The organism is Streptomyces sp. EDA2-14 (genome assembly GCF_054963755.1).
Genome location: NZ_JBUEGE010000022.1, coordinates 101598 through 124100, shown reverse-complemented (window position 1 = coordinate 124100; position 22503 = coordinate 101598). Strand labels below are relative to the sequence as shown.

The 22503-nt window shown below is 71.3% G+C and carries 18 protein-coding genes; 12 read left to right on the top strand and 6 right to left on the bottom strand.

Features of this window, described 5'->3' with window-relative positions:
- Positions 1–123: 123 nt before the first annotated feature.
- The 3 genes from ACY34M_RS35760 to ACY34M_RS35750 all read right to left on the bottom strand — a co-directional run bounded on the left by ACY34M_RS35760 (position 124) and on the right by ACY34M_RS35750 (position 6361).
- Positions 124–2193, bottom strand: coding sequence for a M4 family metallopeptidase (locus ACY34M_RS35760; protein WP_462722517.1), 2070 nt, complete (start codon positions 2191–2193; stop codon positions 124–126).
- Between the two features lie 371 nt (positions 2194–2564).
- A complete protein-coding gene (locus ACY34M_RS35755) occupies positions 2565–4439 on the bottom strand; it encodes an ABC transporter ATP-binding protein (RefSeq protein ID WP_462722518.1) in 1875 nt (624 codons plus the stop codon).
- Positions 4436–6361, bottom strand: a complete 1926-nt coding sequence (locus tag ACY34M_RS35750) for an ABC transporter ATP-binding protein (RefSeq protein ID WP_462722519.1) — start codon at positions 6359–6361, stop codon at positions 4436–4438. Before ACY34M_RS35750 ends, ACY34M_RS35755 begins: the two co-directional genes overlap by 4 nt.
- Positions 6362–6519: 158 nt before the next feature.
- Here ACY34M_RS35750 and ACY34M_RS35745 point away from each other — a divergent pair, with 158 nt between their 5' ends.
- The 4 genes from ACY34M_RS35745 to ACY34M_RS35730 are packed head-to-tail and all read left to right on the top strand — an operon-like array spanning position 6520 to position 10268.
- Complete coding sequence (locus ACY34M_RS35745) at positions 6520–7440, top strand: ABC transporter ATP-binding protein (RefSeq protein WP_462722520.1); 921 nt, start codon at positions 6520–6522, stop codon at positions 7438–7440.
- Complete coding sequence (locus tag ACY34M_RS35740; protein ID WP_462722521.1) at positions 7437–8222, top strand: ABC transporter permease; 786 nt, start codon at positions 7437–7439, stop codon at positions 8220–8222. Before ACY34M_RS35745 ends, ACY34M_RS35740 begins: the two co-directional genes overlap by 4 nt.
- A 14-nt stretch (positions 8223–8236) precedes the next feature.
- Entirely contained in the window at positions 8237–9625 is a 1389-nt protein-coding gene (locus tag ACY34M_RS35735; RefSeq protein ID WP_462722522.1) for a sensor histidine kinase, read from the top strand.
- Positions 9615–10268, top strand: a complete 654-nt coding sequence (locus ACY34M_RS35730; protein ID WP_462722523.1) for a response regulator — start codon at positions 9615–9617, stop codon at positions 10266–10268. Before ACY34M_RS35735 ends, ACY34M_RS35730 begins: the two co-directional genes overlap by 11 nt.
- 13 nt (positions 10269–10281) lie before the next feature.
- Here the strand turns inward: ACY34M_RS35730 and ACY34M_RS35725 are convergent, their stop codons facing one another.
- Positions 10282–11400: an HAD family hydrolase gene (locus tag ACY34M_RS35725; protein WP_462722524.1), complete on the bottom strand. Its 1119-nt coding sequence runs from the start codon at positions 11398–11400 to the stop codon at positions 10282–10284.
- Between the two features lie 120 nt (positions 11401–11520).
- Between ACY34M_RS35725 and ACY34M_RS35720 the strand changes: the two genes are divergently transcribed.
- Both ACY34M_RS35720 and ACY34M_RS35715 read left to right on the top strand, forming a co-directional pair.
- Positions 11521–12393, top strand: a complete 873-nt coding sequence (locus ACY34M_RS35720; protein ID WP_462722525.1) for an AraC family transcriptional regulator — start codon at positions 11521–11523, stop codon at positions 12391–12393.
- Entirely contained in the window at positions 12390–12824 is a 435-nt protein-coding gene (locus tag ACY34M_RS35715; protein ID WP_462722526.1) for a VOC family protein, read from the top strand. Before ACY34M_RS35720 ends, ACY34M_RS35715 begins: the two co-directional genes overlap by 4 nt.
- Here the strand turns inward: ACY34M_RS35715 and glgX are convergent.
- A complete protein-coding gene (gene glgX, locus ACY34M_RS35710) occupies positions 12814–15024 on the bottom strand; it encodes a glycogen debranching protein GlgX (RefSeq protein WP_462722613.1) in 2211 nt (736 codons plus the stop codon). The genes ACY34M_RS35715 and glgX overlap by 11 nt on opposite strands.
- A 206-nt stretch (positions 15025–15230) precedes the next feature.
- Here glgX and ACY34M_RS35705 point away from each other — a divergent pair, with 206 nt between their 5' ends.
- From ACY34M_RS35705 to ACY34M_RS35680, 6 genes are all read left to right on the top strand, one after another.
- On the top strand, positions 15231–16451 hold the full coding sequence (locus ACY34M_RS35705; RefSeq protein ID WP_462722527.1) for a L,D-transpeptidase: 1221 nt from the start codon (positions 15231–15233) through the stop codon (positions 16449–16451).
- Positions 16452–16604: 153 nt separating this feature from the next.
- Positions 16605–17783, top strand: a complete 1179-nt coding sequence (locus tag ACY34M_RS35700; protein ID WP_462722528.1) for a L,D-transpeptidase — start codon at positions 16605–16607, stop codon at positions 17781–17783.
- A gap of 47 nt (positions 17784–17830) precedes the next feature.
- Positions 17831–18598 (top strand): enoyl-CoA hydratase/isomerase family protein, encoded by a 768-nt coding sequence (locus ACY34M_RS35695; RefSeq protein ID WP_462722529.1) that lies wholly within the window; start codon positions 17831–17833, stop codon positions 18596–18598.
- Between the two features lie 294 nt (positions 18599–18892).
- On the top strand, positions 18893–19396 hold the full coding sequence (locus ACY34M_RS35690) for an ATP-binding protein (protein ID WP_462722530.1): 504 nt from the start codon (positions 18893–18895) through the stop codon (positions 19394–19396).
- A gap of 72 nt (positions 19397–19468) precedes the next feature.
- Entirely contained in the window at positions 19469–20383 is a 915-nt protein-coding gene (locus ACY34M_RS35685; RefSeq protein ID WP_462722531.1) for a helix-turn-helix domain-containing protein, read from the top strand.
- Between the two features lie 46 nt (positions 20384–20429).
- Entirely contained in the window at positions 20430–20642 is a 213-nt protein-coding gene (locus ACY34M_RS35680; protein WP_457480441.1) for an EF-hand domain-containing protein, read from the top strand.
- 57 nt (positions 20643–20699) lie between these two features.
- Here ACY34M_RS35680 and leuA read toward each other — a convergent pair whose 3' ends face one another.
- Positions 20700–22400: a 2-isopropylmalate synthase gene (leuA, locus tag ACY34M_RS35675; protein WP_462722532.1), complete on the bottom strand. Its 1701-nt coding sequence runs from the start codon at positions 22398–22400 to the stop codon at positions 20700–20702.
- Between the last annotated feature and the right edge of the window lie 103 nt (positions 22401–22503).

The following is a 22503-nucleotide window of genomic DNA, read 5'->3' as shown; positions in this document are numbered from 1 at the left end:
GCAGGTTGACCGGAATTCGTCCGTTCAACGGAAAACGGCCACCGGATTGCGAACAGCACATGAACAGGCGCGCCACGACGGGGAGTTGAACCGCCGTCGTGGCGCGCCCGGGTGGGGTGGGGCCTACGGGAACGTCAGCTTGAAGCTGTTGATGTAGCCCGTGTCCTGCTGGCCGAGGTCCTGGACCTTCAGCTTCCAGGTGCCGTTCGCGGTCTCCGCGGAGGCGTTGACCGTGTACGTGGTCTGGATGTTGGGCGTCGGGTCGTACGCCGAGCTGTGCAGCCGGTACGTGCGGCCGCTCGGGCCGACCAGGTCCACCTGGAGGTCACCGCTCCACGTGTGCACGATGTCGACGCCGACCTTCAGCGTGGACGGCGCGGCGCCGCTGACGCCGGAGACGGTGACGGACGAGGTGACGGCGGCCCCCGGATAGTCGGGGATGTTCACGTCCGTGTCGTTGGTGAACGTCTTGCCGGTCCCCGGGTCGCCGCCGCCGGAGCGGGCGCCGACGTTGACGCCGGCCCACGCGTCCTGCACCGCCTTGTACTCGGCGGACGACGTGCCGTACAGCTCGCCGGCGGCCGCGAGGGTGCCGGTGCGGGCGCCCGCGTAGTTCGTCGTCGACGTGAACTTCGTGGACAGCGCCTTGAACCAGATCAGCGCCGCCTTGTCGCGGCCGATGCCGGTGACCGGAAGGCCGTCGGAGGTCGGCGAGTTGTAGGTCACGCCGTTGATCGTCTTCGTGCCGCTGCCCTCGCTGAGCAGGTAGAAGAAGTGGTTCGCCGGGCCCGATGAGTAGTGCACGTCGACCGAGCCGATGCCCGAGTACCAGGCGTCCTTGGACGCGCCGTCCTTGCTCGGCTTGTCCATGTAGCGCAGCGGCGTCCCGTTGCCATTGATGTTGATCTTCTCGCCGACGAGGTAGTCGCCGACGTCGGTGGAGTTGTTGGCGTAGAACTCCACGGTGGAGCCGAAGATGTCGGACGTCGCCTCGTTCAACCCGCCGGACTCACCGGAGTAGTTGAGGCCCGCCGTGTTCGACGTGACGCCGTGCGTCATCTCGTGCGCGGCCACGTCGATCGAGGTGAGCGGCTTGGTGTTGCCGCTGCCGTCGCCGTACGTCATGCAGAAGCAGCTGTCGTCCCAGAACGCGTTGACGTAGGCGTTGCCGTAGTGGACCCGGCTGTACGCGCCGACGCCGTCGCCGCGGATGCCGGTCCTGCCCTGGACGTTCTTGTAGTAGTCCCAGGTCAGGGCGGCGCCGTAGTGGGCGTCGGCGGCGGCCGTCTCGGTGTTGGAGGCGGAGCCGTTGCCCCACACGTCGTCCGCGCCGGAGTAGAGGGTGCCCGTCCCGGACGTGCCGCGGTTCAGGTTGTACGTCTTGTGGCTGCCCCGTGCGGTGTCGTTCAGCGTGTACGAGGAACCGGACTGCGCGGTGCCGAGGGTGACGGTCCCGCTGTACTGGGTGTTGCCCGTGCCGGTCTCGATGGCCTGCCACTCGTGGAGCTTCTTGCCGGTGGTGGCGTCGGTGATGACATGCAGCTGGTTCGGGGTGCCGTCCTCCTGGAGGCCGCCGACCACGGTCTCGTACGCGAGGGTGGGCTTGCCCTTCGTCGCGCCCTGGCCGAGCCAGACGACCTTGCGGGGAGCGCGGTCGGCCTCGGTCTTCTTCGAGCCGTCGGCCTTCGCGAGCTTCAACGCCTGGGTCTCGGCGGTGGCGGCCTTCACGTCGGCGCTCGTGTCGACGTTCTTGAGCTGGGCCTTGGCCGCCTTCGTGACGCTCTTCTCGGCGCCGGACTTCGTGGCCTCGACGATCAGGTCGCCGCCGAGCACCGGGAGCCCGTCGTAGGTGCGCTCGTAGCGGGTGTGGGTGGTGCCGTCCTTGTCCTGGAGGACGTCCCGGACGACGAGCTTCTCGCTCTTGCCGAGGCCGAGGTCCTTGGCGGTCTCGGCCTTGCCGGCGTTCGCCTCGCGCATCAGCTCGGCGCGCTTGGCGGGGGAGAGCTTCGCCGGCAGGGATCCCGGGTCGGCGCCGCGCGCGGCGGCCGCGACGGAGCGGGCGGCGGGGCTCGTGTCCCCGGCGTCCGCGGTCGCGGCGCCCGACGGGAACGCCACGGCCAGCAGGGCGGCGACGGAACCGACGGCCGCCGCGGCGGTGACTCTTCGTCTGTGGGAGGTGGAGGTGCGTGTCACGCTGACTCCTTCTGCACGGCCGCAGCATGGGTGCGCGGCCAGTGGTGAACGGACGGCGGGGTTGGCCGTCCGGGCAGAACGCAGAGCAGGCAGTGCTTTCGTGGATCGGCCGGGCGCCATGAGGCTGTGGGGCAGCTGTGCCGCGGCCGTTGGGAAGATTGGCAGCAGAGGGCGCGGTCTGTCAGGATCCCGTCAACATGTTGGCCGGAAATCGTTCGTTGTCCGGTGTGCGTCGTTCGATTGCCGGTGACGGGGGCGAGGCCTCGGGGCGCTGCCCCGGACCCCGCTCCTCAATCGCCGGAGGGGCTGAAAAGACCGACCGTCCAAGCCCCTGCAGTGGAGTCCCGTGGCGTGTGTCGGTGTGGCCGGAATCAGCCGGTCACGCTGTCGCGCCATGCGCGGTGGAGCTCGGCGAACGCGCCGGTCGCGGCGATGAGTTCCGAGGGCGACCCGTCCTCGACCACCTCGCCCGCCGCCATCACCAGCACCCGGTCCGCGATCTCCACCGTCGACAGGCGGTGGGCGATCACGACCGCCGTGCGCCCGTGCAGCACCGTCCGCATGGCCCGCTGCACCGCCCGCTCGCCGGGGATGTCGAGCGAGCTGGTCGCCTCGTCGAGGATCAGTACCGCCGGGTCGGCGAGGAGGGCGCGGGCGAAGGCCACCAACTGGCGCTGGCCCGCCGAGATCCGGCCACCGCGCTTGCGGACGTCCGTGTCGTAGCCGTCGGGGAGCGTCGTGATGAAGTCGTGGGCGCCGATCGCCTTCGCGGCCCGCTCGATCTCCTCGCGGCTCGCGTCGGGGCGGCCGATCGCGATGTTCTCCGCGACCGTCCCGGAGAACAGGAACGCCTCCTGCGTCACCATCACGACACTGCGCCGCAGCTCCGCCATGGACAGTTCGCGCAGGTCGACGCCGTCGAGCAGGACCTCCCCGTGCGAGGGGTCGTAGAAGCGCGAGAGCAGTTTGGCCAGGGTGGACTTGCCCGCCCCCGTCGAGCCGACCACCGCCACCGTCTGTCCCGCAGGCAGCGTCAGGTCGAAGCGGGGCAGGACCTCGCCGCCCGTGCGGTAGCCGAAGGAGACCGAGCGGAACTCGACCTCGCGGCCCGGCTGTTCGCCCTTCCGCCCGGGCAGCGGGCGCGGGGTGGCCGATTCCGGTACCGAGGGCGCCTGGACCAGCAGACCCGCGATCTTCTTGAGTGACGCGGCCGCGCTCTCGTACGCGTTGAGGAACATCGCGAGGCGGTCGATCGGGTCGTACAGGCGGCGGATGTAGAGCACCGCCGCCGCGAGCACACCGAGTTCGAGCGTGCCGTCCGCGACCCGGTACGCGCCCCACAGGACCATGCCCGCCACCGCCGTGTTCGCCAGCAGGCGGGAGCCGACGACGTAGCGGGCCATCTCCAGCATCGCCGTGCCGTTGGACCGCTCGTGCCGGTGGTTGAGCTTCGCGAAGTGCTCGTCGTTCGCGCGCTCGCGGCGGAAGGCGCGTACCGGACGGATCCCGTTCATGGTCTCGACGAACTTCACGATGACCGCGGCGATCGCCGACGAGCGCTCCGCGTACGCCCGCGCCGCCCGCTGCCGGTACAGCCGGATCAGGACGTACAGCGGACCGAAGGACAGGGCCGCGACCGAGCCGATGCCCAGGTCGAGCCAGAGCAGCATCGCCGTGATGTAGACCGAGCCCACGATGACGTTGACCAGTTCCTGGAGGCCCTCGCTGAGCAGTTCGCGCAGCGCCTCGACGTCCGTCGTCGCCCGCGAGATGACCCGGCCCGACGTGTACCGGTCGTGGAAGTCCACGCTCAGCGCCTGCGCGTGCCGGAAGATGCGGCCGCGCAGGTCGAGCAGCACGTTCTGGCTGACGCGCGCCGAGAGCTGGATGTACGCCCACACGAACCCGGCCGAGCCGACGGCGCACAGCAGGAAGGCCGCGCCGACGACGACCAGCGGCCCGTAGTCGTCCGCCCGGAACGCCGGGACCGCGCTGTCGATGGCGTACGCGACGATCAGCGGACCCGACTGCACGGCCGCCTGTTGCAGCAGCAGCGCGAGGACGGTGAGTGTCACGGCACGCCGGTGGGGCGCGAGCAGCGAGCGCAGCAGACTGCCCGTCGCGCCCTTCGGCGTCGGCAGGTCGTCCTGGTCGAAGGGGTCGCCGGGGGAGGGGACCCGGACGTCCTCGTCGTCCGCGGTGCCGCTCGCGCCGGTCGCGGCATTCGGCTTCGCGGTCGTCGTCATACGCGCTCCGTCTCCGTCTCCGTCTCGGTCCCAGTCCCGGTCCCGGTCCCAGTCCCGGTCCCGGTCCCAGTCCCGGTCCCGGTCCCAGTCCCGGTCCCGGTCCCAGTCCCGGTCCCAGTCCCGGTCTCCGTGTCCGGCTCCCCGGTGTGCTCGCCCGACATGAGATGCCGGTACTCGGCGTTCGTCCGCAGCAGTTCGTGGTGCGTGCCGACCGCCGCGATCCGGCCCTCCGACAGCAGCGCCACCCGGTCGGCGAGCAGCACCGTGGACGGCCGGTGCGCGACCACCAGCGCCGTGCTGTCGGCGAGCACCCGGCGCAGCGCCGCCTCCACCGCGGCCTCCGTGTGCACGTCGAGCGCCGACAGCGGGTCGTCCATGATCAGGAACCGGGGCGTGCCCACGACGGAGCGGGCCAGGGCGAGGCGCTGGCGCTGGCCGCCGGACAGGCTCAGGCCCTGCTCGCCCACCTCGGTGTCGACGCCGTCGGGCAGCCGGCCCACGAAGTCGGCCTGCGCGACGCCGAGCGCCTGCTCCAGCTGCTCGGCTCCGGCGGTCTCTGCCGCGCCCATCAGCACGTTCTCGGCGACCGACGCGGAGAACAGGGTGGGCTCCTCGAACGCCACCGACACCAGCTCGCGCAGCTCGGCGCGCGGCATCGCGGTGATGTCGCGGCCGTCGAGCGTGATGCGGCCCTCCGTCACGTCGTACAGCCGGGGCACGAGCGCGGTGAGCGTGGTCTTGCCGCTGCCGGTCGAGCCGACGAGCGCCATGGTCTCGCCCGAGCGGATGTGCAGGTCGACGCGGGCGAGGGTGGGGACGGAGTCCTCGGCGGCGTCCGGGTAGCGGAAGACGACGCCGTCGAACCGCATCCCGTCGCACGGGAGTTGACCATCGGACGTGTCCCGTACGCGCGGGTCCTCCGGGTCCGCGTCCAGCACCTCGAAGTACCGGCGCGTCGCCGTCGCCGCCTCCTGGCTCATCGCCAGCAGGAAGCCGATGGACTCGATGGGCCAGCGCAGCGCGAGCGCCGTGGACAGGAACGCGACGAGCGTGCCCGCCGACAGCGAGCCGTCGGAGACCTGGATCGTGCCGACCACCAGGGCCGCGCCGAGGGCCACTTCGGGCAGCAGCGTGATCACCGAGAGGATCCCGGCGAGCAGCCGCGCCTTGACCAGTTCCGTACCGCGCACCGTGCGCGCCAGGTCGCGGAAGGCGCGGGCCTGGCTGCGGTGCCGGCCGAAGCCCTTGATGACGCGGATGCCGAGGACCGACTCCTCGACGACCGTCGTCAGATCGCCGACCTGGTCCTGGGCACGGCGGGAGGCCCGCGCGTACCCGTCCTCGAACTTGTAGCAGAACACGATCAGCGGGACGGCGGGAGCGAGCAGGACGAGGCCGAGCCCCCAGTCCTGGACGATGAGCACGGTGAGCCCGGCCAGGATCGTCACGCCGTTGACGATCAGGAACGTCAGCGGGAAGGCCAGGAACATCCGCAGCACCATCAGGTCCGTCGTGCCGCGCGACAGCAGCTGCCCCGAGGCCCACCGGTCGTGGAAGGCGACCGGGAGCCGCTGAAGATGCCCGTACAGATCGGCCCGCAGCGCCGCCTCGACCCCGGCGAGCGGCCGCGCCACCAGCCATCTGCGCAGCCCGAACAGGAGCGCCTCCGCGATGCCGAGCCCGAGCAGCACTCCGGCGCCCAGCCACACCCCGCCCGGATCGCGCTCGGTCACCGGTCCGTCCACGATCCACTTCAGGACCAGCGGGAAGACCAGGGCCAGGCACGACGCGAGCACGGCCACGAAGGCCGCCCCCGCCCACCGGGCCCGCACCGGCCGCACGTACGGCCACAGCCGCAACAGCGTCCGCACGGCGGAGAGTTGACCGGTCGTCTCTGAGGTGGCACGTGTCGTCGTCGGCATCAGGTGCGAGCCTACGGTTTGCCACTGACAACTCACACTGAGTTTCCGCCCCGGCGCCCGCGGCCCCGAGTCGTACCGACCATCAACCGATCGGTTGATGCGGGCTCGAGCGCGATGGCCGATGCCCCGGCCGGGTCCGCGCGGCGAGTCTTGATGCCATGACCACCACCACAGCACCGCTCATCGAGGTCGCCGGGCTGCGCAAGACGTACGCCGGGCGGGCCGTCGTCGACGGGGTTTCCTTCACCGTCGGCGAGGGCGAGATCTTCGGGATCCTCGGGCCGAACGGCGCGGGCAAGACCACCACCGTCGAGTGCGTCGAGGGGCTGCGCGCGGCCGACGAGGGACGCGTACGCGTCGCGGGACTCGACCCCGTGCGCGAGCACGCGCAGGTCACCGGGATCCTCGGCGCGCAGCTTCAGGAGAGCGAGATCCAGCCGAAGCTGACCGTGAAGGAGGCGCTGGAGCTGTACTCCGCCTTCTATCCCGCGCCCCTCGACTGGCGGCCGCTCGCCGACCGGCTGCGGCTCACCGACAAGCTCGGCACCCGGTTCGCGAAGCTCAGCGGTGGCCAGAAGCAGCGCCTGTTCATCGCGCTCGCCCTCGTCGGCAACCCCCGCGTCGTCGTCCTCGACGAGCTGACCACCGGGCTCGACCCGCGCTCGCGCCGCGACACCTGGGAGCTCATCGAAGAGGTGCGCGACAGCGGCGTCACCGTCCTCCTCGTCACGCACTTCATGGAGGAGGCGCAGCGGCTCTGCGACCGGATCGCTGTGATCGACAAGGGGCGGGTCGCCGCACTCGACACCCCGGCGGGCCTGATCCGGCAGGCCGCGGGCGCCACCGTCATCTCGTTCACCCCGTCCGCGCCGCTCGACGAGCGCGACCTCGCCGCCCTGCCGGGCCTCGCCTCCGCGGCCCACAAGGACGGCCGGGTGACCCTCACCGGCGGCGACGAGACCGTCAACGCCGTCATCACCCTGCTCGCCCGGCACCGCATCACCGCCCACCAACTCCGCGTGTCCGACGCCACCTTGGACGACGCGTTCCTCGACCTGACGGGAGCCGGAACGTCATGACCACCGCCACCGCGCCCACCACCGCCGCCCCCACCGGGCGGGCATCGGTCAACCGGGCCGTCCTCAAGGCCGAGTTCACGCTCTTCCGGCGCGAGGCCGGCAGCGTCCTCGGGATCCTGCTGTTCCCCGCCGCGCTGCTCGTGATCCTCGGCTCCATCCCGTCCTTCCGCGAGGCCGACGCCGGGCTCGGCGGCATCCGGCTCGTCGACGCGTACGTCCCCGTCACCGTGCTGCTCGGCATGATCGCGGGCGGCATCCAGTCGATGCCGCCGATCATCACCGGGTACCGGGAGCGCGGCATCCTGCGCCGCATGTCGACCACACCGGTGCGGCCGAAGACCGTCCTCGGCGCGCAGATGGGCATCCACGGCGCGGCCGTCCTCGTCTCCGTCGCGATCTGTCTCGCCATCGGCCGGATCGCCTTCGACGTGGCGCTGCCGCGGCAGGCCGCCGGCTATCTGCTCGCGCTCGTCCTGTCCGTCGTCGTCTCCCTCGCCCTGGGCGCGCTGATCGCCTCGCGGGCCCGTACGACGAAGGTGTCGAACGCGATCGGTTCGATCGTTTTCTTCCCCGCGATGTTCTGCGCGGGCGTCTGGCTGCCGGTGCAGGCGATGCCGGACACGCTGGCCCGCATCGTCGAGCTGACGCCGTTCGGCGCCGCCGCGCAGGCCCTCAACCAGGCCGCCTCGGGTGACTGGCCCGGCTGGTCCCACCTGCTGGTGCTCGCCGTCTGGGCCGTGGCCCTGACCGGCGCGGCCGCGCGCTGGTTCCGCTGGGAATGACCGGGGAGGCGGCCGTGGTCGCGCAGACTGAGGGCATGGACGAGCGGGATCGGAATCTGGGCCTCGGGCGTGGCGGAAACGGGGCGGTCGGCACACGGCCCGCCGATTGCCGGGCATGGACCGGAGCCGATGGCGACCTGGCCCGGCTCGACCCCGGCACCGCCGAGGTCGAGCAGCGCTGGCGCTCCTTCCACCGGTGGTCGCCGTACACCCTGCTCGCCGTCGGCACGGTGATGGCGGTGCCGACGAACAGCGCCTTCGGCGTGGGACGTGCGGGTTGGTGGACGATGGCGGGGCTCGTCGCGGCCGCCGTCGTCCTGGAAGGGGGCGCCCTCCGTATCGGCCTCGCCCGCAGGGAACCCTCGGTGGCGGGGAGCGTCTACTACTGGCTGCGCTGGGCGCTCGCCTTCTGTCTCGCGTGGCTCAACCCGCTGTACGCGTTCTACGCCGCCATCGGCTACTTCGGCGCCGGCCGGTTCCTGCTGCCCCGGCTGGTCAAACCGGGCCTGGCCGCGTCCGCGGTGATCCTCGCCGGATCGCAGGCGGGCGGCCTTCCGCCCCAGAACACGGCGCAGTGGGCCCTGTTCGGCGCGCTCCTCGCGGTCAACCTGGGTCTGGTCGCGGCCATGGTCCACCTCGACACGAAGGAGGGCGAGCGCTCCCTCGCCCAGGTCGCCACCATCGCCGAGCTGGCGCGCACCAACAAGGCGCTCCAGGACGCGCTCGACGAGAACGCCGCGCTGCACTCCCAACTCCTCGTCCAGGCAAGGGAAGCGGGCGTCTCCGACGAGCGCCGCCGGCTCGCCGCCGAGATCCACGACACCATCGCCCAGGGCCTGACCGGGATCATCGCCCAGCTCCAGGTCGTGGCGAACACCGACGACCGGGACCTGGCCCGCGAGCACCTCGACCGGGCCGCGGACCTCGCCCGGCACAGCCTCGGCGAGGCCCGCCGCTCCGTGCACAACCTGGCGCCCGCCGCCCTGGACGACGCGACGCTCGCCGAGGCCCTGAAGAAGACCGTCGAGGACTGGTCGGCCCGCACCGGCGTCCGCGCCGACTTCACCCTCACCGGCACCGCCGAGCCGCTGCACGAGGAGATCGGGGCGAGCCTGCTGCGGATCGCCGAGGAGGCGCTGTCGAACGCGGCCCGGCACGCGGCCGCCACCCGCGTCGGCGTCACCCTGTCCTTCATGGCGGGCGAGGTCACCCTCGACGTGCGCGACGACGGCCGCGGCTTCGACCCCCTCGTGGTCCCCGCCCGCTCCGGCAGCGGCGGCTTCGGCCTCGACGGGATGCGGGCCCGCGCCGAGCGGCTCGCGGGCGGCGTCACCGTCGAGTCGGAGGAAGGCGGCGGCACGGCGATCTCCGCTCGCGTACCTTTGGTGCGCCATGACCAGTGACCCCGCCGCTGCCGCCATCAGCCTGCTGATCGTCGACGACCACCCCGTCGTCCGGGACGGTCTGCGCGGCATGTTCGAGTCGACCACCGGTTTCACGGTCCTCGGCGAGGCGGCCAACGGCGTGGAGGCCGTCGCCCGCGCCACCGCCCTCGACCCGGACGTTGTCCTGATGGATCTCCGGATGCCGGGTGGGGGCGGCGTCGACGCGATCCGCGAGCTGGGCAGGCAGGGCGTGCGCGCCCGCGTCCTGGTCCTCACCACGTACGACACGGACTCCGACACGCTGCCCGCGATCGAGGCGGGCGCCACCGGCTATCTGCTCAAGGACGCCCCGCGCGAGGAGCTCTTCACGGCGGTACGGGCCGCTGCCGAGGGCCGCACCGTCCTGTCGCCCGCGGTCGCGTCCCGCCTGGTCACGGCCGTGCGCACGCCCGCGGCGCCCGCCGACGAGACGCTCTCGGGCCGGGAGCGCGAGGTGCTCGTCCTGGTCGCGCGCGGCACGTCGAACAAGGAGATCGCCCGCGAGCTGTTCATCAGCGAGGCCACGGTCAAGACCCATCTGACCCACATCTACGGCAAGTTGGGCGTGAAGGACCGGGCGGCGGCGGTCGCGGTGGCCTACGACCGCAAGATCCTCGGCTGAACCGCGGGGCTGCCTAGCGGATCTCGTCCGGCGTCACCGTCACCCACCGCTTGTCGGCGGTCACCTTCTGGCCCAGCTCCTTCTGCCGCTTCACCCCGTCCGCCTTCATCCCGTCCAGCTCCTTCATGTAGCTGTCCTTGCGGTTGACCCACACACGCACCCCGCCGTGTGCCACGTCCACCGACCGGAAGAGCATCGGACCGTCGCTCTTGGGCGTGTCCCCGGCGGCGAGAATCGGCTTCTTCCAGGCGTCGATGTACGTGCTGATGGCGGCGGGCTTGCCCTCGTACCAGGTCGCCGGGGCCCACAGCGTCGGCGTCAGCTCCCGCTTCTCCAGGGCCTTCTGGTCGAACGTCCCGGCGGCGATCTCCTTGCGCGAGCTCGTCACGTCACCGGTCTTGCGGTCCTTCAGGAGCGCGGCGACACCGAGGACGTTCTCCGGCTTCACGTCGTACCCGTACTTCGGATCGGCCAGCACCATGCGGACGAGGTCCTCGCTCGCGGCGCTCACCACGTACACCTCGATGCCGTGCGAGCGCAGCGCGCGGTACAGCTCGCGCATCCCCTCGGAGAACTCCGGCGGCTTCGCGCCGCCCGGCAGCGGCTTGTCGTACGCGAGCAGCTCGTCGACCCAGCCCTTGAGCTGCTTCAGCGTGAACCCGGAGAAGATCTGCGCGGCCCACGGGTAGCAGACCTGGTCGTCGACCTCGCACAGCCGGTTGTAGTACTCGGTGAGGGTCTCCTTGTGGTCCGCCGTGTCCTTGAAGGGGATCACCTTCAGCGACGGGTCCATCGTGTCCCGCGTCAGGACGCCCTTCTCTTCCAGGAAGGGCAGCAGCGACTCCTCCAGGTCGTTGCGGTACGTGGTGTTGTCCGCGTCGAAGGTGGCGTACGCGCCCTTGTCCTCGTGCGCCGTGATCACCCGGGCCAGTCGGGTGGCCTGCTCCCGCGGCCAGTGCTTCAGCTCGGCGGCCACGGCGCGGACGTCACCGTCACCGCCGGTGGCCGCGGTCGCCTCGGCCCGGGGCCACAGGGCGACACCGGCGGTGAGCGCGGCGACGAGGGCGGCGCCCGCCGCACCGAACAGAACGGGCCGCTTGCGCGGGGTGAGGTCTCTCTTGGCGATGGTCACGGACGGCGAGGCTAGGGAGAACCGGGACCCCGCGCCATGATCGAACTCACCGTGCGTGACCGGCATGCGACCGCGCGGCGCGGGTAGGCCCCTTCGCCGAACCCTTCGCATACTGGAGTCATGAGCAACGGCTCCCAGGAGTTCGTGCGCGCGACGCCACGGCCCGGCGGCCCGATCGTCTCGGCGGTCGGCTATCGCACGCGGGGCCTGCCTCCCGCGCTCCACCGCGGCCTGCCCTCCCCGTACCTCACGGTGATCTTCACCCTCGACGAGCCGGTCGTCGGCGGCCACACCCCCGAGCAGGCCACGGGCCCCGACGCGGTCCGCACCGACATCGTCGTCGGCGGACTGCACCAGCGCCCCGCCTACATCGCGCAGTCCGGCTCCGAGGCCGGCATCCAGCTCGCGGTGCACCCGCTGGCCGCCCGCGCGCTGCTCGGGGCGCCCGCGGCCGACTTCGCGGGGCCCGTCGCGATCGAGGGCACGGACGTCCTCGGCCGGACGGCCGCCCATGTACGGGAGGCGCTGGCGGAGCTGGACGACTGGCGCGCCCGCTTCGACCTGCTCTCCGGCTACCTGACGCGGGAGCGGGCCGAGGACCCGCTGGCCGGCGTGCGCCCCGAGGTCGCCGAGGCCTGGACGTGGCTCGCCCGGCACCGCGGCGCAGGCACCCTGCGCGGACTCGCGGCCCACGTCGCCCTCAGCGAACGCCGCCTCACCACACTGTTCCGCGCCGAGACGGGCCTCAGCCCGAAACAGGCGGCCCGCCTGATGCGCTTCCAGCACGCGAAGACCGCCGTCGTCCGCGCCGTGGCCACGGGCGCCGCGCCGGACCTGTCCCGCGTCGCCGCCGAGCACGGCTACTGCGACCACTCCCACCTGGTCCGCGACTTCCGCCAGTACACGGGCCTGAGCCCGACCGGATGGCTCGCCGAGGAGTGCCGGAATATCCAAGCCGGGGGACACCTGGGCGGCGAAGACTCGGAGCCATGAACACCACACAGAGCAACCAGCAGACCCCGCGCGAGCCCGCCGTCTGGCCCACTCTCCAGGCGAACGACGCGCCCGCGCTCATCGACTTCCTCGTCGACACCGTCGGCTTCCTGCGCACGGCGGTCTACGAGGACGGCGACCGCGTCGCCCACGCCCAGCTCGACTGGCCCGAAGGCGGCGCGATCATGCTCGGCTCGGCCAAGCCGGACGCCGCCGACGGCGACTGGTGCCTGAAGCCGGGCACCTTCGGCTGCTACGTCGTGACCGCGCGTGTCGACGAGCTGTACGGCCGCCTCGTCGACGCGGGCGTCAAGATCTTCCGCGAGATCGAGGACCAGCCCTACGGCAGCCGCGAGTTCGCGATCACCGACCCGGAGGGCAACAAGTGGTCCTTCGGCACCTACGCGGGCGAGCCGCGGCCTACGTCCTGACCTTCAGGAGCAGCACCGTCCGCGCCTCCACCGTGACCGTGGCGCCGGCCTCGTGCAGGACGCCCGGCGCCGCGGTCTGCGCCTCCTCACCCGTATCCACCACGACCTCGTAGGACCGCGCCCAGGGATCGCCCGGCAGCACGAAGCTCTCGGGCCGGTCGCCCGCGTGCAGTACGGCGAGGAAGCTGTCGTCCCGCACCGGTTCGCCGCGCGCGTCCCGGCCGGGGATGTCCCGCCCGGACAGGTACATGCCGAGCGTGGCGGCGGGCGCGTACCAGTCGCCCTCCGTCATCTCGGTGCCGCGCGAGGTGAACCAGGCCAGGTCCCGCAGTCCGTCCGCCGAGTGCGCACGGCCCGAGAAGAACGCGCGGCGGCGCAGCACGGGATGCGTGTGGCGCAGCGCGACGAGCCGCGCGGCGAGGGCGAACAGCTCCCGGTGGCCGGGTTCGTCGAGCAGCCCCCAGTCGACCCAGCCGATCTCGTTGTCCTGGCAGTACGCGTTGTTGTTGCCGCGCTGGGTGCGGCCGAACTCGTCGCCCGCCACCAGCATCGGCACCCCGGTCGACAGCAGCAGCGTCGTCAGCAGGTTCCGCAACTGCCGTCTGCGCAGGGCCCGTACGCCGTCGTCGGTGGTCTCGCCCTCCGCGCCGCAGTTCCAGGACCGGTTGTCGTGCGTGCCGTCCCGGTTGCCCTCGCCGTTGGCCTCGTTGTGCTTGCGCTCGTACGACACGAGGTCGCGCAGCGTGAAGCCGTCGTGCGCGGTGATGAAGTTGACCGAGGCGTAGGGGCGGCGCCCGCCCCACGCGTACAGGTCGCTCGAACCGGAGAGGCGGTACCCGAGGTCCCGTACGTCGGGCAGCGCGCCGCGCCAGAAGTCGCGCACGGCGTCGCGGTAGCGGTCGTTCCACTCCGTCCACAGCGGTGGGAACGCGCCGACCTGATAGCCGCCCGAGCCCACGTCCCACGGCTCCGCGATCAGCTTCACCCGCCGCAGCACCGGGTCCTGCGCGATGACCGCGAGGAACGGGGAGAGCATGTCGACGTCGTGCATGGAGCGGGCGAGCGCCGCCGCGAGGTCGAAGCGGAAACCGTCCACCCCCATCTCCGTCACCCAGTACCTGAGCGAGTCCGTGATGAGCCGCAGGACGTGCGGCTGGACGACGTGCAGCGTGTTGCCGCAGCCCGTGTAGTCGGCGTAGCGGCGCGCGTCCTCCTGGAGGCGGTAGTAGCCGCGGTTGTCGATGCCCTTGAGCGACAGCATCGGGCCCAGCTCGCCCGCCTCCGCCGTGTGGTTGTAGACGACGTCCAGGATGACCTCGATGCCCGCGTCGTGCAGCGCCCGCACCATCCGCTTGAACTCGCCGACCTGCTGCCCGGCCGTCCCGGACGCCGCGTATCCCGCGTGCGGGGCGAAGTAGCCGATGGAGTTGTAGCCCCAGTAGTTGCGCAGGCCCCGGCGCAGCAGATGGTCCTCGTGCGCGAACTGGTGCACCGGCAGCAGCTCCACCGCCGTCACCCCCAGCTTCACCAGGTGCTCGATCGCCGCGGGGTGCGCGAGGCCCGCGTACGTGCCCCGCAGCTCCTCCGGGATTCCGGGGTGGCGGCGGGTGAAGCCGCGCACGTGCAGCTCGTAGATCACCGAGTCCGCCCAGGGCGTCTTCGGCCGCCGGTCGTCGACCCACTCGTCGCCGGACGCCTCGTCGTGCACCACCACGCCCTTCGGCACGTACGGCGCCGAGTCCCGGCCGTCGCGCACCGTGTCGGCCACATGCTGCTCGGGCCAGTCCCGTACGTGCCCGTAGACCTCGGGCGGCAGCCCGAACTCGCCGTCCACCGCACGCGCGTACGGGTCGAGCAGCAGCTTCGCCGGGTTCCAGCGGGCGCCCGTCCACGGGTCCCAGCGGCCGTGCACCCGGAACCCGTAGCGCTGACCCGGCAGCACCCCCGGTGCGAAGCCGTGCCAGATCTCGTGCGTCAACTCGGCCAGCGGTGCGCGCCGTTCACGGCCCTCCTCGTCGAACAGGCACAGCTCGACGGACTCGGCGCCGCCCGCCCACAGCGCGAAGTTGGTGCCCGCGACCCCGTCCGGGCCGACCCGGAAGCGGGCGCCGAGCGGGTGGGGCGTGCCCGGCCACACCGGCTCGAGGGCGGACACGCGCTCCCGCGCGCGGCCGCGGCCGGTGGCCGGGGCGGGCCGCACTCTGCCCTTGCCCGCACGCTGCGCGCTCTGAACTGCCTCCTGCTCGGGTGCGCTCGACACCTGACGGCCTCCCGCGGCTCCACGGATCCCGGGCAGCGGGGCGTGCGGCGTCCCGGCCGCGCTCCCCCTGCTTCCTCCCCCTGTTCTGCCCAGTGCTTCACTCGCACTCACGTTTCCCCACCGGGGTGCCCGTCGTTGGCTCTGGCGTGAGAACAGCTGTGAGGCGTGCGCGGCACGCAGGGGCGACACTGGGCGCCGTACTGACCTGGGCAGGACTGATGGGCGCGCTCGCCGGATGCGACGGCGACACGGCGTTCGACAAGCCGCCGTCCGCCAAGGAACTGATCCGGGTCTCGCCCGACAACGGGGCGAAGGGCGTACGGGCGGCCCGGAGGCTTCAAGTCACCGTGCCCGAGGGCAGGTTGGAGTCGGTCAAGGTCGTCAGGGTGCAGGACGCGGAGGAGCGCGCCGTTCCGGGCCGCCTCGAGCACGACTCCATGCGCTGGCGCCCCACGGGCCCCGGCGCCGACCGCCTCGCGCTCGCCGCGCAGTACAAGGTCGACGCGGTGGCGATGGACGGTCACGGCCGCCGCGTCGCCCGGCACACCACGTTCACCACCTACGTCCCCGACAAGCGCTTCATCGGCTACGTCACGCCCGAGCACCGCGCCAGGGTCGGCACCGGAATGATCGTGAAGGTCGCGTTCAACCGGGAGGTCGAGAACCGGGCCGCCGTGCAGCGCGCCATCAAGGTCACCGCCCGGCCCGGCGTCGAGATCGCCGGGCACTGGTTCGGCAAGAACCGCCTCGACTTCCGGCCGAGGCGCTACTGGAAGCCCGGCACCAGGGTCACCGTCGACCTGGGCCTGCGCGACGTACAGGCGGCGCCGGGCGTCTACGGGCTCCAGGACAAGGCGTTCACGTTCACGGTGGGCCGCAGCCAGGTCAGCGTCGTGGACGCGGCGGCGCACACCATGCGGGTGCACCGGGCCGGCGCACCGGTCGAGACCGTGCCGATCACGGCGGGGGCGCCGGGCTCGACGACGTACAACGGGAAGATGGTCGTCAGCGAGATGCTCGACGTCACCCGCATGGACGGCCGCACCGTCGGCTTCGGCGGCGAGTACGACATCCCCGACGTGCCGCACGCCATCCGGCTCACCGACTCCGGCACGTTCCTGCACGGCAACTACTGGTCGGGCGGCGTCTTCGGCAGCAGCAACGTCAGCCACGGCTGCGTGGGCCTGCGCGACGTCAAGGGCGGCGGCTCGCAGACACCGGCCGGACGCTTCTTCGACCGCACGCTCATCGGTGACGTGGTGGAGGTCAGGCACAGCGCGGACAAGAAGGTGGCGCCGGACAACGGCCTCGGTGGCTGGAACCTGCCCTGGGCGCGCTGGAAGGCCGGGGGAGCAGTTACGTCTTAGGTGAAAGTCGGGCATCCTGCCCGCTGTTGGGACGGAACGGTGACATCCCTGGGGATCCGTTTCCCCAGGTCGTGTGGTTATCTTTCGCAGTGCGTGCGCGTAGGCGCGTCAGTACGGGCCTTGGGGGCAAGGCCGTGCGAGGGGAGATACATCGTGAACGGGCGACGACCGATATCCGCGGTTCTGCTGGGGGCGGCACTCTTTTTGGCCACCGCGTGCGGTGGCGGCGGCGACGGCAAGGGATCCGACAAGTCCGACGGGGCGAACAAGAAGTCGCAGGCCGTGGTGAAGGTGGCGCCCAAGGACGGCGCCGACGGGGTGAAGACCAACGGGACCCTGGAAATCACGGCCGACAAGGGCAAGTTGACCGAGGTGAAGGTCGCCGATTCCAAGGGCAACGAGGTGCCGGGCTCGATCACCGGCGGCGGCGCGAGCTGGAAGCCCGCGCAGCACCTCGCCGCGTCGACCGAGTACAAGGTGCACGCGGTCGCCAAGGACAAGGACGGCCGCGAGTCCGCCAAGGACTCCACGTTCACCACGCTCACCCCGAAGAACACCTTCGTCGGTACGTTCACGCCGGAGGACGGCTCGAAGGTCGGCGTCGGCATGCCGTTCTCGATCCGCTTCACGCGCGGCATCACGCACCCCGAGGATGTCGAGAAGGCGATCTCCGTCAAGGCCGAGCCGAACGTCCCGGTCGAGAGCCACTGGTTCGGCAACGACCGCATCGACTTCCGCCCGGAGAAGTACTGGGCGACGGGCACCAAGGTCACCGTCAAGATGAACCTCGACGGCGTCGAGGGCCGGCCCGGCGTCTACGGCAAGCAGACCAAGACCCTGAAGTTCACCGTCGGCCGTAGCCAGATCTCCACGGTCGACGCCAAGACGCACATGATGACGGTCAAGCGCGACGGCGAGACCGTCAAGAAGATCCCGATCACCACGGGCAAGCCGGGCTACGAGACCTGGAACGGCACGATGGTCATCAGCGAGCGCCTGCGCGTGACCCGGATGAACGGCGAGACGGTCGGCTACGGCGGCGAGTACGACATCAAGGACGTCCCGCACGCCCAGCGCCTGACCGACTCCGGCACCTTCATCCACGGCAACTACTGGGGCGGCGGCACCTTCGGCAACGTCAACTCCAGCCACGGCTGCATCGGTCTGCAAGACGTCCGCGGCGGCTACGACAAGAAGGTCTCCGCGGCCTGGTTCTTCGACAACTCGATGACCGGCGACGTGGTGGTGGTCAAGAACACCCACGACAAGACGGTGGACCCGGGCAACGGCCTGAGCGGGTGGAACATGTCGTGGGCGGAGTGGAAGAAGTGACGAACCGCACCGCGCTGCGACCGGTGAACGGCCACTAACCTGCGGGCATGACCGTTCACCTTGAAGTAGCAGACGGCGTCGGGACCATCCGCCTGGACCGCCCCCCGATGAACGCCCTGGACATCGCCGTCCAGGACCGCATCAAGGAGCTCGCGGCGGAGGCCACGGCCCGGGACGACATCCGGGCCGTGGTGGTCCGCGGCAGCGAGAAGGTGTTCGCGGCCGGCGCGGACATCAAGGAGATGCGGGAGATGGACCACGCGGCCATGGTCGCGCGCTCCCGCGGGCTGCAGGACTCGTTCACCGCGGTCGCCCGGATCCCCAAGCCGGTCGTCGCCGCCGTCACCGGCTACGCGCTGGGCGGTGGCTGCGAGCTGGCGCTGTGCGCCGACTTCCGGATCGCCGCGGACAACGCGAAGCTCGGGCAGCCGGAGATCCTGCTCGGCCTGATCCCCGGCGCGGGCGGCACCCAGCGCCTGTCCCGGCTCGTCGGCCCGTCCAAGGCCAAGGACCTGATCTTCACGGGCCGCCAGGTGCGGGCCGACGAGGCGCTCGCCCTCGGTCTCGTCGACCGGGTGGTCCCGGCGGCCGAGGTCTTCGACGCCGCGAACGCCTGGGCCGGACAGCTCGCCAAGGGGCCCGCGATCGCGCTGCGGGCGGCGAAGGAGTCGATCGACACGGGCCTGGAGACGGACCTCGACACCGGCCTGGCGATCGAGCGCAATTGGTTCGCAGGACTGTTCGCCACGGAGGACCGGGAGACCGGGATGCGCAGCTTCGTGGAGGAGGGGCCGGGGAAGGCGAAGTTCGCCTGACCGCCTGCCCGGCAGCCCTCGGACGGACCGTCAAGTCCGCTCCGGACAAGCGAAGTTGATCAGGTCCCTCGTTCGAGTCGTATTATCCGAGCCTTAAGGGAACCTTAAGAGAAGTCGACCACGAATGATCAACGGCGGTCCGCTCGCGAGGAGTTGTCGCAGGTCGGAGTGGGTGCAAACGCCTCATTACTGCCAAAGGCATATGCCCAAACGGCCCCCCGGAACGAAGCGTTCCGGGGGGCTTATTCCGTCGGAACGACCCCACGAGGCGCTCTGTGCCCTCATCATGGAGCCATGGCGGGGCTTGAGGGTGTGGAACAACCGCGGCGGCACGCAGGTGCGACCGCGGCGCGCTGGTCTCCCGCGGTCGAGGACGAACACGCCCTGAAGGCACTGGAGTTGTTCGGAAACCCGGCCGAGGCGGAGGTATCGCTGCCGTCGCGCCCCGAATCGGCCGCGACCGCCCGGCGACTCGCGCAGGTCGTCGTCCTGCGCCACTGGGGCCTCTCCCCGAAGATGACCGAGGACGCCGTCCTGCTCGTCTCCGAACTCGTCGGCAACGCGGTGCGGCACACCGGCGCCCGCCACTTCGGCCTGCGCATGCTCCGCCGCCGCGGCTGGATCCGCATCGAGGTGCGCGACCCCTCCCGCGGACTGCCCTGCCTGATGCCGGTGCAGGAGCTCGACATCTCCGGCCGCGGCCTCTTCCTCGTCGACAAGCTCTCCGACCGCTGGGGCGTCGACCTGCTGCCGCGCGGCAAGACGACCTGGTTCGAGATGCGCGTCGCCGACCGCTGACCGCCTCCCCGGGCACGGTCCTCGTACGCTGGGCTTGAGTCTCCACCCACTGGAAGGCCCAGACTCCTCGACATGATCGACGACGGCCCGCGGCTGCTCACGATCGGACAGCTGGCCCGCCGCACCGGCCTCACGGTGCGCACCATCCGGTTCTGGTCCGACGAGGGCGTCCTGCACCCCGTGACCCGCAGCGAAGGCGGCTACCGGCTCTACGACGCCGAGTCCGTGGCCCGCCTGGAACTGATCCGCACCCTGCGCGAGCTGGGCCTCGGCCTGGACGACGTACGGAAGATCCTCTCCGGGGAACGGGACATCGCGTCCGTCGCCGCCGCACACGTGGCGGCGCTCGACGCGCAGATGCAGGTGCTGCGGCTCAACCGGGCCGTGCTGTCGACCGTCGCCGAACGGAATTCGACCGCCGAGGAGATGGCCCTGATGAACAAGCTGGCACGGCTGAGCGCCACCGAGCGCAAGCGGATCGTGGACGACTTCGCCGAGGAGATGCTGCGCGGCCTCGACACCGTCGACCCCGCGATCCGGGACCGGATGCGGCAGATGAGCGCCGGACTGCCCGGCGACCCGACACCCGAGCAGGTCGACGCCTGGGTGGAGCTGGCCGAACTCCTGGAGGACCCGGGCTTCCGGGCCCGGATGCGCCAGGCCGCCGAGTACAACGCGGCCGACCGCACCCGGCAGGATCCGGCGGGCGCCTCCATGGAGTTCCTGAGCACACTGCTCACCGGCGCGCAGGGCGCCCTGCGCGAGGGCATCGACCCCGCCTCGCCCGAGGCCGACACCGTCCTTGGCGAACTGCTCGGCGACGCCGACCACGCGGCCGTCCTCGACCGGCTGCTCGCCACCCTGGACAGCAAGGTGGCCCGCTACCGCGAACTGCTCGCCGTCCTCAAGGGCGGTGCCCCCGCACACCCGCACCAGGAGGAGTTCGCCTGGGTACTCGCCGCACTGCGCGCACGGGTCGCCGAGTAATCTGACCCCCGTCAACACGGCAGTGCGAAAAACGAGGGGTGACCCGGTGGCGGACATAGAGGAAGCACGCAAGGCGTTCGAGCGGTTCGACGCGGACGGCGACGGCTTCATCACGGCGGCCGAGTACAAGAGCGCCATGGCGCAGATGGGCGACTTCAACGTCACGGACTCCGTGGCCGAGGTGCTCATCGCCGGGCAGGACGCCAACGGGGACAAGCGGCTGTCGTTCGACGAGTTCTGGGCGAACCTGAACAAGTGAGCCAGTAGGCCGAGGACCGGTGGGGCGTGCGCACGACGCGTACGCCCCACCGGCGTCTCATGCCGCGGCCCGGTTCACCGCCGACAGCACCGCCCGTACGGAAGCGGCCAGCACCGACGTGTCACGGCCCGCACCCCACACCGGCACTCCGCCGACCCGGCAGAGCGTGAAAGCGACGGTCTCCGCCTCGCGCCCCGCCGTCAGCGCGTGCTGACCGAAGTCCAGGACGTCCATGTCCCGGCCGGCCGCCGCGAGCGCGTCCACGAAGGCCGCCAGCGGACCATTCCCCTTCCCCTCCAGCTCCCTTTCCTCGCCATCCACTTCGAGCGTGCACATGAAGTGGTGCACGGCGCCGTCCTGCCGCACCGACCAGCCGTCGGCCAGCGCCACCGGCCCGGTCACCTCCAGATACGCCGAGCGGAACAGGGCGTACAGCTCGTCCGGCTCCGCCTCCCGGCCGCTGTCGTCCGTCGCCTTCTGCACGATCCGCGCGTACTCCGGCCGCAGCGCACGCGGCAGGTCGACACCGTGGTGCTCCTTCAGCAGATACGCCATCCCACCCTTTCCCGACTGCGAGTTCACACGGATCACGGCCTCGTACGTGCGCCCCACATCGGCCGGATCGATCGGCAGGTACGGCACGTCCCACGGCTCGTCCGGATGCGCGGCCCGGTGCGCGAAACCCTTGGCGATGGCGTCCTGGTGCGTGCCCGAGAAAGCCGTGTAGACGAGTTCACCGCCGTACGGGTGCCGGGGGTGCACCGGCAGCCGATTGCAGAACTCGACCGTCTCGCGCACCGCGTCGATGTCCGAGAAATCGATCATCGGGTCGACGCCCTGCGCGTACAGGTTCATCGCCAGCGTCACCAGATCGACATTCCCGGTCCGCTCGCCGTTGCCGAACAGACAGCCCTCCACGCGTTGCGCGCCGGCCAGGACGGCCAGCTCGGCGCAGGCGACGCCGGTGCCGCGGTCGTTGTGCGGGTGCACGGAGAGGATCACGGACGCGCGGCGGGCCAGGTGCCGGTGCATGTACTCGATCTGGTCGGCGTACACGTTCGGGGTCGAGATCTCGACGGTCGTTGGCAGATTGTGGGTGACCGGACGGTCGGGGCTCGCGTCCCACAGCTCGGTCAGCCCGTTGCACACCTCCAGCGCGAAGTCCGGCTCCGTCAGGTTGAACGTCTCCGGGGCGAACTGGAAGCGGATGTGCACGTCCGGCCGCGCGTCGGCGAGCCGGGCCATGTGCGTGGCGGCCTCGCGGACGGCGCGTTGAATTTCGGCACGTGTCATGCCGAGCACGACGCCGCGCCAGGTGGGGGAGGTGGGGATGTACAGATGCACCACGGCGCGCGGCAGCCCCTCGACGGAGTCGAAGGTCCGCTCGATCAGTTCCGGCTTGGCCGGAGTGAAGACGACGGGCGTGACATCGTCCGGTACGGCGCCCGCCGCGACCTGCCCCGCCAGATGTCGTACGAAGTCGAAGTCCGTCCGGCTCGCCGACGGATAGCCGACCTCGATCTCCTTGAACCCCATTCCCACCAGCAGGTCGAAGAAGCAGCGCTTGCGGGCGGTGTCCATCGGCTCGGCGAGCGCCTGATTGCCGTCCCGCAGATCGACGGGCACCCACAGCGGCGCCTCGGTGATCTGCCGTGACGGCCAACTCCGGTCGATCGCCGGGACGTCGACGCGCTCGTGGTGCGGCCGATAGCAGTGGTACGGCATCGGGCCGGGGGTCTGCGGATTCCAGCGGTACATGGTGACTGAGGCCTTCCTCGGTGCGGTCGTGGCGATGACGCCGACCGGCAGCACGGCACCCCGCGGCGGGGTGCCGGTCGCGTCAGGCCCCGCCGCGGCAGCC

Excerpts from the sequence above, each read along its gene's own strand:
- ACY34M_RS35755 (WP_462722518.1), bottom strand. The coding sequence starts at position 4,439 with ATGACGACGACCGCGAAGCCGAATGCCGCGACCGGCGCGAGCGGCACC.
- ACY34M_RS35750 (WP_462722519.1), bottom strand. The coding sequence starts at position 6,361 with ATGCCGACGACGACACGTGCCACCTCAGAGACGACCGGTCAACTCTCC.
- ACY34M_RS35745 (WP_462722520.1), top strand. The coding sequence starts at position 6,520 with ATGACCACCACCACAGCACCGCTCATCGAGGTCGCCGGGCTGCGCAAG.
- ACY34M_RS35740 (WP_462722521.1), top strand. The coding sequence starts at position 7,437 with ATGACCACCGCCACCGCGCCCACCACCGCCGCCCCCACCGGGCGGGCA.
- ACY34M_RS35730 (WP_462722523.1), top strand. The coding sequence starts at position 9,615 with ATGACCAGTGACCCCGCCGCTGCCGCCATCAGCCTGCTGATCGTCGAC.
- ACY34M_RS35720 (WP_462722525.1), top strand. The coding sequence starts at position 11,521 with ATGAGCAACGGCTCCCAGGAGTTCGTGCGCGCGACGCCACGGCCCGGC.
- ACY34M_RS35715 (WP_462722526.1), top strand. The coding sequence starts at position 12,390 with ATGAACACCACACAGAGCAACCAGCAGACCCCGCGCGAGCCCGCCGTC.
- ACY34M_RS35695 (WP_462722529.1), top strand. The coding sequence starts at position 17,831 with ATGACCGTTCACCTTGAAGTAGCAGACGGCGTCGGGACCATCCGCCTG.
- ACY34M_RS35690 (WP_462722530.1), top strand. The coding sequence starts at position 18,893 with ATGGCGGGGCTTGAGGGTGTGGAACAACCGCGGCGGCACGCAGGTGCG.
- ACY34M_RS35685 (WP_462722531.1), top strand. The coding sequence starts at position 19,469 with ATGATCGACGACGGCCCGCGGCTGCTCACGATCGGACAGCTGGCCCGC.
- leuA (WP_462722532.1), bottom strand. The coding sequence starts at position 22,400 with ATGTACCGCTGGAATCCGCAGACCCCCGGCCCGATGCCGTACCACTGC.